The following is a 13,355-nucleotide window of genomic DNA, read 5'->3' as shown; positions in this document are numbered from 1 at the left end:
TCGTTTGCATATATTAAACGGAATTATGCTAGTGCCACTCAATCACCAAGCGAGACGAGACGAGGCGACACAGTCACCCACGAATCGGACCGGATATTTCAGGGGTCGCGTTCGCGACGCAGTCGAATGCGGGACTCTCACTCTGTTTTCGAAATAGGAACACACGATCAGTGGTGTCAGGGAATAGGACACATTCACAGTCGGAGGTTCTCGGTCAACAGTATTTTCGATAACATCCATATGATTGTTATTTAATCACGGCGAGCAGGCGTTCTCACAACAATGCTTTTGTTGCAACAGGGCGAGGCACAGCCATGATGGACCCAGAACTGCTCGGGGATTCCGCCAAACTGGAAGTGCGGAACGTCGGCGGCATCGACGAGACGACAGTCGAGTTTGCACCCGGGATCACGATTCTAGCTGGCCGCAACGCGACGAATCGAACCTCGTTGCTCCACTCGATCATGGCGGTAACAGGCAGCGACGACGCGTCTCTCAAAGCTGACGCCGACGAGGGCCGTGTCGAACTCACCGTCGGCGACGAACGCTACGTCCGAACGTTCACGCGGACGAACGGGACCGTGACGACTGGCGGCGAGCCATTTCTCGACGACCCCGAGTTCGCCGATCTCTTTGCGTTCTTGCTGGAGTCGAACGAGGCTCGGCGCACCGTTGCCAGAAGCGGCGACCTGCGCGAACTCATCATGCGACCGGTCGACACCGAGGCGATCCGAACGGAGATCCAACAGCTCGAACGGGAGCGGAGCCAAATCGACGACGAACTCGACGAACTCGACGAACTGAAGCCCAAGCTCCCAAAGCTTGAGCAGGAACGGACCCGCCTCGAAAGCGACATCGAAGAAAAGCGGGAAGAACTGGCGACGACGGAGGCGGACATCGAAGCACTGGACGCCGACGTCGACGAGACGCGTGAGGAGAAACGGGAACTCGAATCGCGTCTCGACGAACTTCGGGAAAAGCGCTCATCACTGGAACAGATCCGGTCGGATATCGATCTGCAGCAGGAGAGTCTCGAGTCGCTCACGGCCGAACAGCGAGAACTCGAAGCCGAGCGTGACGGCCTCCCCGATGCGCCCATGGGCGAACACCACGAACTCGACGACGAAATTTCCCGGCTTCGCGAACGAAAAGAGCAGTTCGAACGAGAGGTGAGCGACCTCCAAGCAGTCATCCAGTTCAACGAGGAGCAACTCGACGAATCTGGCTCGGTCGCGACACATCTGGACGACGACACCGGTTCGGTGACGGACACACTCGTCGACCAGACGGTGGTGTGCTGGACCTGTGGGTCCAGCGTGAAACAGGAACAGGTCACCGACACGCTCGACCAACTGCGAGCGATTCGCCAGGAGAAACTCGAAGCGATCCGGTCGGTCGAATCGGAGTTGAGTCAGTTGAAAGAGAAGCGAGAGACGTATCGGGAACACCAGAATCGTCGGGAGTCGATCGATCGGAAGCTATCCGACATCGCGGACGAAATCGAGGACCGTGAGACACAGATCGAGCGTCTGCGCAGCCAGCGCGAGGAACTGAGCGCGGAAATCGAGACGCTCGAAGCTGAGATCGAGACGCTGGAATCCGACGACTTCGGAGACATTCTCGACCTGCATAAGGAAGCGAACCAGCTAGAATTCGAACTGGGACGGCTGGAATCCGATCTCGACGACGTGGTAGACCAGATCAGTTCGATCGAGGAACAGTTGACCGAGGAGAGTCAGCTACACACCCAGCGCGAGGAACTCACCGAGGAACTGCGGAATCTCCGAACCCGCATCGATCAGATCGAAGCGACCGCCGTCGAGCAGTTCAACGAACACATGGCGACCGTCCTCGACATCCTCGGCTACGAGAACCTCGAACGTATCTGGATCGAGCGGGTCGAACGGACGGTTCGAGAGGGTCGACGGCACGTCGAGAGGACCCAGTTCGAACTCCACATCGTTCGGAGCACCGACACGGGAGCGACGTTCGAGGACACCATCGATCACCTCTCGGAGAGTGAACGCGAGGTGACCGGCCTCGTGTTCACCCTCGCGGGCTATCTCGTCCACGAGGTGTATGAGATGGTCCCGTTCATGCTTCTGGACTCATTGGAGGCCATCGACTCCGCCCGTATCGCTGATCTGATCGACTACATCGCCGACTACGCCGAATTCCTCGTCGTCGCCCTGTTGCCCGAGGACGCACAGGCCCTCGACGAGACGTACACCCGCGTGACGGACATCTAGTCGTCTGGCTCGCAGTCACAACCGCCACGTTCCAGCAAGTCGATGACGCCATACTGAGACCCACAGTCTTCGCAGAGGACACTGACGTCGACGAACAGACGAAAGTTGCCGAGCGTGATACGGCCGGTCGACCGGAGACGGTCTAAACTGCTCTCTGTGATCGTCCGCAGCCGTGCGCGGAGATTTTGGATGGTGTCCAGCACCGAGTCGGTCCGCTCACTCTCCGACGGGCCTTCGTACTCGGCGTCGCGATACTCGGTCAGGTACGAGCGGATAGCCTGGTAGGAGACGAAATCCCGCTCGAGTTGGACAACGTCGACGCCCTCGCGCTCGAGACGCGCCTGCGCTTCCGTCCGCATCCCACTGCTCACGTCGTCGTCAGTGAGGAGACGATAGAGGTTGTCGATCTCTCCGTCGACGGTCGACGTGCCGGTCGCCCGCAGGGCACTCCCTAGTAGCCGTTGGTTGAAGAGTTCCGCGAGATCGCGGAGACTCTTGCGGCGGTCGTCGTCGGCGGTCCACAGCCGTTCGAGTTCGTCACCAAACGAGTCACCGAGGTCGTACTCGTCGAGCAACTGCGCCACCTTACTCGACGTTCGTTGTGGGTTGGAGTCGTCGTTGGTCATTGCCTGTGAGTAGGACGGTTGTAGCACATAAATGCCGTGCCCGCGGGCCGTCGCGTGTGGGGACAGATGGGCTTGAGAGCCGTCTCTGCGTGGCAGAAATATCAGTTTCTAATATAGTGTCGTATTTTTATAAATAAGGAGCCAAATCGGTCAGTTCGTTGATCACGGGGGGTATAAACGACCGACTTACGGCCCGCGTCCGGTAGCTACCCAGAGCACGGGACGGTAGACGGAGCCGTGATCCAGTTCAACGGCGCCCGATATCGGCTGTACGCCGTCACCAGGCTCGCTCCGTTTTAATTGGCGGGTGGAAGGACGCTCTCGTCAATAATGCCGGTCCAGACACGAACCGTTCACTCCACGTGCTCATTCAGCGAGATTACGGGCGCTAATCCCAATACTTCCGTCTTGGCTCCGCGAGAACAGTTCGTCGAGCAGATACCGCGGACGCGGGCGGCGTGTTACCGTTTCGGACTTCGATATCGGTATGCCACACGGAGATTTACTCACGCCGGTAGACATATTATGCAAATATGAATTGCCGAACAAGACAATTTCCAAATACGTTTGACGCTCGGCACATAGGCCCACCGCTACCCTCAGTTACATTCGCGGCGAACACGCCGGTGACGGATCAATTTGAACTCGACGTCGCGGAGGGTCCTGACGGGACGGCAAACCCGTTGGCAATAGTACCCGCGTCGCGGACCCCGACCCAAACGCATAGGACACTCCAAGAGGCGACCGGACGGGTGGATACGTGCGGCGACTTTGTCGAACGCTACAACAGTTGGAAGGAATTACGTCCCATCGGGGGTATCGGAGTCGCCGCGCCGGGCGAGGACGATGCCAGCGACGAATGCCGCCACCCCGAGTCCGATGAGTACAATAGTAAGCACCCTGCCGGACAGGAACAGGCCTGCGCCGACCAGTACCGCGGCAGTCATGTGGAGTACCGCTGTCGGGTTCATATCCACCTACAGGGAATCGACGGACAAAAGCGAGTCGGACAGCGCTTCGAATTGGGATGATACGCACTCGGTGTAGCCCGCCCCGTTCGCTGCGACTTTGGCGGGTTGTGTCGGCTAGTGAGTCGTCCCAGAGCGCCCGACAGCGGCGTAGAACGGATCGGTGGCTCCATCTTCGGCGATTCGATCCGTTACCGTCAGCCCACCAGCCCGTAGATACGACGCGACCAAGTCCGACCGCTCGGCCATCGACGCGCTCCGCCACGCCCTGATTGCTTTTCTCGGAAACATTCGATTCGTGAAGCTCACGACGACCGCCCCATCGTCGTCGAGAACACGGTCGAACTCCGAACAGATCGCCTCGGGGTACTGCAGATACTGCACCGAAAGGGCACAGCAGACGATATCGACGGCCTCGTCACCGAGCGGCAGTGACTGGTCCTCGTTAAAATCTTGCACGAACCACTCGTCGTAGCGGTCGTTCGCGGCGAGTTCGTCTGCGTTGAGGCCGTGGCCGATCACGTAGTCGAGGTCCGCCGCCGGGAGATGAGAGACCCAACTGCCCATCGCGTCGAAAACGCGGTCGCCGGGGGCCATGAGTTCGTCGTAGAGCGTCGTCAACCGCTGGCAGAACGCATCGTCGGCGTGAGTGACGTACCGTGGCCGGTCGTAGAAGTCACCGTCGTCGCGATCGTCTCGTTTCTGACGCCCCGCTGCTGAGAGTACATCCATCGGCACAGAATACGCGCCGAGTCCACATTAAGACCGCGCGCGGACACGGTAGATGCAACTTCCGCCCACCCATCGACGTCCCTATCGCTCGATTGCGAAATCGAGTAGACGAGATGAAAGCATTCGGGGTCGGCGTAGAGCCTGTATCGAAGTGCCGCTTATATCGACAATCGCCGTTTTTCCTCGATACTGAGACGGATCCGGTATTCGAGGGGTTTCCAGTCGTCACCCGCAGAGTAGCGTGAGGCTCGTCGGTCGAAGTTTTGGACGACGTAGTACGTCCCCGAACCTGGGAGGTCGTCACCGCGAAGTTCGTATCGTCTGCTGACACGCTCACCGGGGGCGAGCAGCCGGGTTATCGGCGTCCCATCCAACGACAACGACGATCCACCACGGGATACTTCTACGCGGTCGGTCGTTTCGTACGACGGGGAGAACAGAGTCGGCTTCAGCGTGTCTTCGCCGGGCGTCGGCGAGGGGGCGAGTGCGAGCACGCCGAATGGCCAGACGCCGTAGCTACGGATTCGAAGCGGGTCGTCGACCGTGTTCTCCAGCGTGAGCGTGAGCGCGGCCGGGTGTTCGATCGTCGCGTCAGCGACCGGGAGGTCTACTGACAGCGATATCGGGGGCAGAGACGTCTCTGCAGCCGTGTTGGTGATTCGATATTCGGCATCACCGAGACAGCCGGAGAGACTCGCGACCGACAGCGCACTCGCCGTCAGGAACGTTCGGCGCTTCACCGGCGCTCACCACCGTCGTCGACACGGGCGTCAGTGAGTTCGACGAAGACGTCTTCCACCGTCGCGTCGTCGGGTGACGCGGTCCGGTCTCGGAGTTCGTCGAGCGTTCCCTCGGCGACTAACCGCCCCTCGTGAAGGACGCCGATCCGATCACAGACCAGTTCGACCTGGCCGAGCACGTGACTGGAGAAAAACACCGTCGCGCCACGCTGGGTCTCCTCGTGGACGATGTCCCGCACGCGCCGGACCCCGTGTGGGTCGAGACCGCTGAACGGTTCGTCGAGAATGAGCAGTTCGGGGTCGCCGACGAGTGCCATCGCGAGCGCCAAGCGTTGCTCCATCCCACTGGAGAAGTCACCCGCGTCGTCGTCGACGGCATCTCCGAGTCCAACGCGTTCGAGGAGTGATTCCGGAGCATCGTCGACGCGTTTCGCCTCCGCGACGAACGAGACGTGCTGACGTGCGGATCGGTCCTCGTAGAGGCCGAATCGATCCGGAAGCACCCCGACTCGGTCGTGAACCTCGACGACGTCGCGTCGTGGATCCTTCCCGAGGACGCGGACCGTCCCCGAAGTCGGTCGAAGATAGTCGAGTAACAGTCCGATCGTGGTCGATTTGCCGGCGCCGTTCGGACCGAGAAAGCCGTACGTTTCGCCGCGCTCAACCACGAGATCGAGGCTGTCGACGGCGCGAACGTCGCCGTACTCCTTTGTTACCGCGTCGGCTTCGATTGCGGGCGCTGACGAACTCATAGTGCGTCACCCTCGGTGAAGATACGGCGGGCGAGGGCCATCGGCACCCCCACCCAGACGAGGAGGACGACCACGCTCAGTGCGGGATGGAGATACCACGGGCCGCCGCCGTCGAACGCTGCCTCGACGACGAAGGCGTTCACGGAGACTCCCGGCGCGAGTTTGGTGGCGACGATGTGGAACAGCTCCGCCGAGTTGCCGACGTCGAGAAGCCAGTTCGTCAGGACGTTGTACGCGCCGTCGGGAGTCAGTCTGAGCGCGAGAAAGAGCGGCCCACTCGCCGGAGCTTCGTACGGGTCGACCGGAACGCCGGTGATCGCGGTGTAGACCGACGTGACGATCTGCGTCCAGAACAGCGTCACGAGGAGGTACGCGAAGACCCCCGTCGCGGCAGTCACCGTTCGTCGGGTGACCGTCGAGACGAGCACACCGACGGCGACCATCGCACTGGCGAGTAACAGTGTCGCGACGAGCGTCCCGAGGAAGGGAAGCAGACCGAACGGGCCGTGTTCGACGAGGCCGATGCCAGCGAGAGCGAGCGCTGCCGCGACGATGGCCGCCCCGACGCCCACGAAGCGCCCACTCGCCTTCCCGAGTAGGATCTGCGTCCGCGTCAGTGGCAACCCGAGGAGGAACTTGATACTGCCCGTGGTTCGTTCGCCGATGAGCGACTGGTACGACACGAGAAGGGCACCGATCGGGAGGAACAGATCGACGCCGATCTGGATGTACCCGACGGTGATATTTCGTCCGACCGCGTCCCATCCTGCATAGGTCGGTCGGAACCCCCAGAGGACGACGAGAGAAGCGAGTATCCACGCCCCCTTGGAGGTGAGGACTGTCCGGGATTCGCTGCGTGCAAGCGGGGACCACCGCATGGATGGAGGGACAGCAAGCCGTCAGAAAAGTCCTGCTCTTGGACGCGGAGTCGCTTTCGATCCGTCTTCGCATGCGACCTCTGTCCTCGTCAATCGCGACGAGACAGTAGGGATAGAGGGTCACTCATAATAACAAAACCGCGAAATTTCGCGTTCTGGATATATAGGTGTGAGAGTACTCCCGGTGTTGAGAAATGTTATGTACGAATTTTAACACTAACTCGCCTGTGGCCTGCAATACAACCATCCCCAACCCGCAGAAAACTCCTCCGCAGTACCGCTCTCGCTAGCCCCGTAGCGGTAGCTGGTTGTGTGAGTTCTGTCGGTGGTCCCCGCGAGTACCGTTGCAGCCGCGCTGAACGCTCTTGCGAGCACAGAACGGGAAAGTGGTCCGTGTGTACTGATCTGTGGTAACTCCCGCTAATTGTATAAATAGTATATCACTGTGGCCGACGAGTCGCTAATCGAGCAACAGCTAGCGGAAACCCAGTGATCTTTTAATACAATCTCATGGAAAATATCGGTGCATGGTAGACGCAGAGGTACGCGTCATCGACCGCGGTGGGCTGTACTGCGACATGAACTACATGATGGAGGCGAATACGATTGGCTCACACGAGGAGCCGAATCCGGACACGGAATATGAGGAAATCCCAGTCTGGAATCTCGTCATCGATCACCCCGAAGCGACGATTCTGTGGGACACCGGCTCCCACCACGATGCAGCCGACGGCTACTGGCCCGAAGGGCTCGTTCAGGCGTTCTATCCGCACGATGCCAGCGAGCACAGACTTGACGACGACTTGGAGGCAGCAGGGTATTCGATCAGCGACATCGATGCGGTGTTCCAGAGTCACCTCCACCTCGACCATGCTGGAGGGCTGGAGTTCTTTGCTGGCACCGACACGCCGGTATACGTCCACGAGGAGGAATTGAAGTTCGCATACTACAGCGCAAAAACCGAGGAGGGCAGCAGCGCGTACGTCCTCGAAGACTTCGATCACGACCTCAACTGGCAGGTACTGCACCGCGACCGCGAGGAACACTTCACCGACTTGGAATTCGTTCGGTTCCCGGGCCACACGCCGGGACTGACCGGCTCTGTGATCCATCTCGGCGACGACGGGACGGTCGTATTCACCGGTGATCAGGCGTATATGGCCGAAAACTACGAGAACGGGACGCCTCTCGGAGGTCCCCTCACCTGGGGGAAAACGGAGTGGGCTGAAAGCATGAATCGAATTCACGACATCGAGAGACGCCACGACGCGGAGGTCGTTCTCGGGCATGATCCGGAGCAGTTCGAGGAGATTCAACCGGGGTGGGGGCTGTGAGCTACGAGCGCTCCGTGTCAGCGGATCCCCACGAATTCTCGCCGGAAACCGTCTGGGAGGTGCAGATGCCCGCAATCCGCGTCGGTGCCGGCGCAGCCGGCGAGCTCGGCTATCAGCTTGACCAACTCGGAACGACCGGCGACCAACGAGGGTTGATCGTCACCGACGAGAACCTCGTTTCGCTGGGTCACGTCGAGCGAATCGTCGACGAACTCGACGCCGACGGATTCGACGTCGATGTGTTCGCTAATACCGAACGGGAACCCAGCATTAGCGCTGTTGAAGCGTGCATCGAGTTCGTCCGTGAGGAGATGGGTGACGCCGGCTACGACTTCTACCTCGGACTCGGTGGGGGCAGTTGCATGGACACGGCGAAGGCGACACGAGCCGTCGTCGCGAACGAGGGCGAACTACTCGACTACGTGGCCGCGCCGACCGGTGCCGGTGAGGCTCTCACCCAGTCGGGAGCGCCGCTGATTCTCCTGCCGACAACCGCGGGGACTGGGTCTGAGATTTCCCCCGTCGCCATCCTCTCCGTCCCGGAGAAGAACATCAAGGAGGGGATTTCAAGCCCCCACGTCCGCGCCGATGCCGCGGTGCTCGACCCAACACTCACGACGACACTCCCGCCGGATCTCACGGCGAAGACGGCGATGGACGCCCTCGGTCACGCGATTGAGGGATACACGACGCATCGCTACGATGACCTGCTTCGTGCCGAGGACCCAGCCGAACGCCCCGTCTACGCCGGGCGAACAGGGTTCACGGAGATGTTAAGCGAAAAGGCGATCGAACTGCTCTCCTCGAACGTTCGCCGCGTCGTCAACAACGGCGACGACATCGAGGCACGAGGTGCGATGCTGAAGGGGGCGCTCTTCGGGGCAATCGCCGGACTCACCGCGGGTGCGAGCCTCGCACACGCGATGGCCTATCCGGTCGGAAACAACTATCACACCTATCACGGCGAGACGATTGCCGCGCTCACTCCCGCGAGCACACTCGGCTACAACGTCGCTAGCGATCCACCGCGATTCGAAAAGGTGGCGAAGATGCTCGGTGCCGACACCACAGGGATGAGCACGCGCGAGGCTGCCGACGAGGCCCGCAAGGAGTTCGTCAGCCTCCAGCGTGACCTCAACGTTCTGCCGAGTGGCCTCAACGAACTCGCGGGAATCACTGCCGATGATGTTGGGGGGCTTGCAGAAAGCACCGTTGAGAGTCAACAGCGCCTCCTCCGGTGTAACCCACGACCCGTGACGAAAGAGGACGTCGAAGAGATATTCAGCGACGCGCTTCACAACTGGGAGTAGGGGCGTCAGCTCTGTGCTGACGTCTCGGAGCGAGCGTTTTTCGTTGCCGACCTGAGGCAGAGATCCATGCTGATATTCGTCTCGTTGCCTGTTCGCGCTAAACGAGCCACGGGAGACGACCGAAGTCGACCTCGAGCGGACGGTACAGGGGGTCCAGCCGTCGCCGAAGTGCGGTGAAGGGCCGACGTACTACGGCGGCTGTTTCTGTCGCTCCGGGTTCTCCGGTGGTTTACATATCGATAACGGGGGGTGGCCGTCGCCGGCTACAAAAATTACCCCACAGATTGATGTAATGCGCGGTTTGTGGGGTAACTATGGCTGGGGACGATCGAGGGAAACCGCCCGCGCCGCAGTTGCCGAAGTACCTTCGAGAGCCACTCGAGAGCCAATCCCCGGAACGGCTGGAAGCAGTCGCGGCGTACGCGGCTGATCTGGCGGAGTGGAAACGTCGACAGCGGCAGGAAAAACTCGAACGCCGACGGGCCGAGGAAGAGGTCGATGGGGAAGAACTCGAGGAGCTGGCCGAGCGTGAGATCTCGACGGATCCGGAGGATTACGAAGACGTCCCGACGAGCGGCGCGTACATCACGGTGAAAACGACGAAGGAAACCGGTGATAAATCGTACCGGTACTTCTACTGGCAGTGGCGAGAGGGCGATTCCTGGAAAAACGAGTATATTGCGCCGGTCAATCCACGAGAGTGATCGCAGTGTAGCCTTGCGAGGCACACCGGATGCAGTCGGTGAGGCGGGAGCTGCTTCGTTGCATTCGACATGCGTTCGCGAGTCTTCGGAAATCGTGTGAACCACGAGCCGACGTTGAGGAATTCGTCCGGAATGGCATTGTTGAAATCCTCAGCAATGATACTGTCAGCATCGGGGAGCTGCTTATTTCGGTCAGTGACTCCAAGCTGGTCGCTCAGGCCTACGAGTCAAGTTTCAATTCTGATTTTGTCGCACCATTTTTTTACGACAGTCACAAACGTAGGTAGTATGCAACTCAGCTCTCAAGGCGAGGTTCGGGTCCTCCATGTCGACGACGAGCCCTCGGTTACGGATCTGACCGGGGCCTTTCTTGAGCGCGAGGATGACCGACTCGCTGTCGAGACAGCAACGAGTGCCGACGAGGGGTTGGAGAAGATTCGTGATAGCCCGCCTGACTGTGTGGTCTCGGATTACAATATGCCCGGTATGGACGGGCTCGAATTCTTGCGAGCGGTCCGAGAGGAGTACCCCAGTCTTCCGTTTATTCTCTTTACCGGTAGGGGCAGTGAGGCCGTCGCTAGCGAGGCTATCGCTCTAGACGCAACAGACTATCTTCAGAAGGGCTCAGGGTCAGAAAAGTACGAACTCCTGGCCAACCGGATTCTGAATGCCATTCAGGCCCGGCGCGAGGCCAAGCGGGCTGACAGACAGGAACAACTGATGCGACTAACGGAGTTTGCCGGCAATACCGGCGGCTTCGAACTAGATACTGATACTGGGGAAGTCCTCCTGACAGATGGAGCCTGCCAGATACTGAATGCTCCCGAACAGGCGAACCTCAGCATCAAGGAGAGCTTGCAACATTTTCATCCAGACGACCAGAAGAACATTAAGCAAACGATCCAGCAAACCATCGAGACGGGCGAGGAGACACGCAGAACGTACCGCTATAAACATCCAAATGCGAGAGAAAAGTTGTTGGATGTAACCTATAGGCCGGTGACAACCAACGGAGACACGACGACGATTCGTGGAGCCATCAACGACGTCACAGACAGGGAGGACCGCCAGCGGGAACTTCGCCTCCTCCAGCAAGCTATCGACGACGCGAACATCCCAATTACCCTAGCCGATCCCTCACAGCCAGACGAACCGCTGACCTATGTCAACGACGCATTCGAAGAGATGACCGGCTATTCACGCGAAGAGTCACTCGGACGCAACTGCCGATTCCTCCAGAGCGAGAACACAGACTCCGAAAAGATTGCAACCCTCCGTGAGGCCGTTGATAACGAAGAATCAGTCTGTGTCGAACTACGCAACGACAGAAAGGACGGAACAGAGTTCTGGAACCGTCTGACAATCACTCCGATTTACGACGACGACGGCCAGATCGTCAGGTATCTCGGAAATCAAGAAGACATCACCGAGCGCAAAGAACGCAAGCAGGAGCTTGAACAGCAACGCCAGCGACTGACAGTCGCACTTGAAGGGTCGAACGCCGGAGTCTGGGAATGGGAGCCAGAGACCGACGAAGTGGTGTGGCACGAATCCACCGAGCGGCTGTTCGACCTCGAACCCGGCACGTTTGAGGGTACCTACGAGGCCTTTACCAAGCGCGTTTATGAAGGTGATCTCCAAGTGCTCGAAGCTGCTATCGAAGACGCACTTCCGTCGCGTGATCCCTTCGAAGCCGAGTACCGTATTCGAACGGCCGACGACAGACTGTTGTGGGTTCGCGCACGAGCCGAATTCACCGATATCAATGGGCTTTCGCCCCGCTATATTGGGGTTGTCACAGATATTACCGAGCGTAAGGAACGCGAACAGGATCTCGAACAGACCACCGAGCGGTACCGGACACTTCTCGATACAGCCCCCGATGCGATCTTCATCGCTAATGCCGAAACGGGCGAGATACAGAAGACAAACCAGATGGCGACACGGTTACTCGACCGGCCCCGCGAGGAGATTGTCGGCATGCACCAGACGGATCTTCATCCCCCCGAGAAGGTGGAGGAGTACGCACGAATTTTTGAAGAGCACGTGACGTCCGAAGGCAATCGTGCCGAAGCGCTGCGCGAACAGGTGGATGTGTATGTTCTCAACGCGGACGGCGAGGAAATTCCCGTGGAAATCAACGCCCAAACCGTCGAAATCGACGGCGAGTATCTGAACCAGGGCTACTTCCGCGACATCACGGACCGCAAACAACGCGAGCGCAAGCTCAAGCGCCAGAACGAGCGCCTCGACGAGTTCGTCTCGGTCGTCAGCCACGATATTCAGAACCCACTACATACGCTGTCCGGGTCGCTCGAGTTGATCGACACAGACGATGAAGACCACCTAGAGCGGTGCTGGCGGTCGGTCGAGCGCATGGAGCAACTTCTCGACGACCTGCTGACGCTCGCACGCCAGGGGGAGACAGGGTCGGAGCCCGCGTCAGTAAGCCTCGACGACCTCGCCGGCGAGTGTGCACTGACGGCCGTCCCGCCGGACGTTTCGGTTTCGGTCAAGACAGACGCGACGGTTGTCGCCGAAAAAGCCCGACTCAAGCAGCTGTTGGAGAATCTCTTTTCGAACGCGGTTGACCACAACGACGAGGAGGTATCGATCACCGTTGGCGATATTGACGGCGGATTCTACATTGAGGATGATGGGGTGGGCATTCCTGTGGAGGAACGCGAGAACTGCTTCGAAATAGGCTATTCCACGAGCCACGACGGCACCGGCTTCGGGCTAAATATCGTCAAACGGGTCGTCGCGGCTCACGCCTGGGACATCACTGTGACCAGCAGTGACGCAGGTGGCGCACGCTTCGAGATTACCGGTGTCGACTTTGCAGAGTGCTGAGCATGCGCGATGAGCGTGCCGTAGAAAGGAGGGATGCTGCGCTCTAAAACACACTCAGCGGCGACTCGCCAACCCCAGCACGTGGCACACTACGCCGAGAAGCTGGCAGAACACAAAGCTCGCGAGGCCCGTCTCGAAGAGAGGTCGGACGGGGACGATATCGACGAGCGACCGGAGGACATCCCGGACGACGTGCCGTCGAAGGCCAC

The 13,355-nt window shown here is 59.6% G+C and carries 11 protein-coding genes; 5 read left to right on the top strand and 6 right to left on the bottom strand.

The features are described 5' to 3' along the window. Positions 1 to 314: 314 nt before the first annotated feature. Positions 315 to 2,249, top strand: coding sequence for an archaea-specific SMC-related protein (locus tag NO878_RS14265; protein ID WP_256406637.1), 1,935 nt, complete (start codon positions 315 to 317; stop codon positions 2,247 to 2,249). Here the strand turns inward: NO878_RS14265 and rdfA are convergent. The 6 genes from rdfA to NO878_RS14235 form a co-directional block, all read right to left on the bottom strand. Beyond that, positions 2,246 to 2,875 carry a rod-determining factor RdfA gene (gene rdfA, locus NO878_RS14260; RefSeq protein WP_256406636.1) on the bottom strand — a complete coding sequence of 210 codons (630 nt, stop codon included), beginning with the start codon at positions 2,873 to 2,875 and terminating at the stop codon, positions 2,246 to 2,248. The two genes, NO878_RS14265 and rdfA, sit on opposite strands and share 4 nt — an antisense overlap. Before the next feature lie 800 nt (positions 2,876 to 3,675). Further along, complete coding sequence (locus NO878_RS14255) at positions 3,676 to 3,846, bottom strand: hypothetical protein (RefSeq protein ID WP_256406635.1); 171 nt, start codon at positions 3,844 to 3,846, stop codon at positions 3,676 to 3,678. A 114-nt stretch (positions 3,847 to 3,960) separates the two neighbouring features. After that, the gene (locus NO878_RS14250) at positions 3,961 to 4,575 is read right to left on the bottom strand and encodes a class I SAM-dependent methyltransferase (RefSeq protein ID WP_256406634.1); all 615 of its coding nucleotides are present in this window, start codon (positions 4,573 to 4,575) and stop codon (positions 3,961 to 3,963) included. A gap of 158 nt (positions 4,576 to 4,733) precedes the next feature. Beyond that, positions 4,734 to 5,315 carry a DUF8130 domain-containing protein gene (locus NO878_RS14245; protein ID WP_256406633.1) on the bottom strand — a complete coding sequence of 194 codons (582 nt, stop codon included), beginning with the start codon at positions 5,313 to 5,315 and terminating at the stop codon, positions 4,734 to 4,736. Continuing rightward, positions 5,312 to 6,067, bottom strand: coding sequence for an ABC transporter ATP-binding protein (locus NO878_RS14240; RefSeq protein ID WP_256406632.1), 756 nt, complete (start codon positions 6,065 to 6,067; stop codon positions 5,312 to 5,314). Before NO878_RS14240 ends, NO878_RS14245 begins: the two co-directional genes overlap by 4 nt. Next, complete coding sequence (locus tag NO878_RS14235) at positions 6,064 to 6,945, bottom strand: ABC transporter permease subunit (RefSeq protein WP_256406631.1); 882 nt, start codon at positions 6,943 to 6,945, stop codon at positions 6,064 to 6,066. Before NO878_RS14235 ends, NO878_RS14240 begins: the two co-directional genes overlap by 4 nt. Before the next feature lie 527 nt (positions 6,946 to 7,472). On the opposite strand from NO878_RS14235, the gene NO878_RS14230 reads away from it, so the two are divergent. The 4 genes from NO878_RS14230 (at position 7,473) to NO878_RS14215 (ending at position 13,146) form a co-directional block, all read left to right on the top strand. Further along, entirely contained in the window at positions 7,473 to 8,279 is an 807-nt protein-coding gene (locus tag NO878_RS14230; RefSeq protein ID WP_256406630.1) for an N-acyl homoserine lactonase family protein, read from the top strand. Continuing rightward, positions 8,276 to 9,589 carry a hydroxyacid-oxoacid transhydrogenase gene (locus NO878_RS14225; protein ID WP_343218067.1) on the top strand — a complete coding sequence of 438 codons (1,314 nt, stop codon included), beginning with the start codon at positions 8,276 to 8,278 and terminating at the stop codon, positions 9,587 to 9,589. Before NO878_RS14230 ends, NO878_RS14225 begins: the two co-directional genes overlap by 4 nt. Before the next feature lie 314 nt (positions 9,590 to 9,903). Beyond that, positions 9,904 to 10,293 (top strand): hypothetical protein, encoded by a 390-nt coding sequence (locus NO878_RS14220; protein ID WP_256406628.1) that lies wholly within the window; start codon positions 9,904 to 9,906, stop codon positions 10,291 to 10,293. Between the two features lie 288 nt (positions 10,294 to 10,581). Then, complete coding sequence (locus tag NO878_RS14215; RefSeq protein WP_256406627.1) at positions 10,582 to 13,146, top strand: PAS domain S-box protein; 2,565 nt, start codon at positions 10,582 to 10,584, stop codon at positions 13,144 to 13,146. Positions 13,147 to 13,355: the final 209 nt, after the last annotated feature.

This window comes from Haloplanus ruber (genome assembly GCF_024494725.1).
GTDB classification, from domain to species: domain Archaea; phylum Halobacteriota; class Halobacteria; order Halobacteriales; family Haloferacaceae; genus Haloplanus; species Haloplanus ruber.
This window is presented reverse-complemented; position numbering and strand designations above follow the sequence as displayed.

Bases quoted from the DNA above. Each gene is read 5' to 3' on its own strand.
- NO878_RS14265 (WP_256406637.1), top strand. From the start codon at position 315: ATGATGGACCCAGAACTGCTCGGGGATTCCGCCAAACTGGAAGTGCGG.
- rdfA (WP_256406636.1), bottom strand. From the start codon at position 2,875: ATGACCAACGACGACTCCAACCCACAACGAACGTCGAGTAAGGTGGCG.
- NO878_RS14255 (WP_256406635.1), bottom strand. From the start codon at position 3,846: ATGAACCCGACAGCGGTACTCCACATGACTGCCGCGGTACTGGTCGGC.
- NO878_RS14250 (WP_256406634.1), bottom strand. From the start codon at position 4,575: ATGGATGTACTCTCAGCAGCGGGGCGTCAGAAACGAGACGATCGCGAC.
- NO878_RS14240 (WP_256406632.1), bottom strand. From the start codon at position 6,067: ATGAGTTCGTCAGCGCCCGCAATCGAAGCCGACGCGGTAACAAAGGAG.
- NO878_RS14235 (WP_256406631.1), bottom strand. From the start codon at position 6,945: ATGCGGTGGTCCCCGCTTGCACGCAGCGAATCCCGGACAGTCCTCACC.
- NO878_RS14230 (WP_256406630.1), top strand. From the start codon at position 7,473: ATGGTAGACGCAGAGGTACGCGTCATCGACCGCGGTGGGCTGTACTGC.
- NO878_RS14220 (WP_256406628.1), top strand. From the start codon at position 9,904: ATGGCTGGGGACGATCGAGGGAAACCGCCCGCGCCGCAGTTGCCGAAG.
- NO878_RS14215 (WP_256406627.1), top strand. From the start codon at position 10,582: ATGCAACTCAGCTCTCAAGGCGAGGTTCGGGTCCTCCATGTCGACGAC.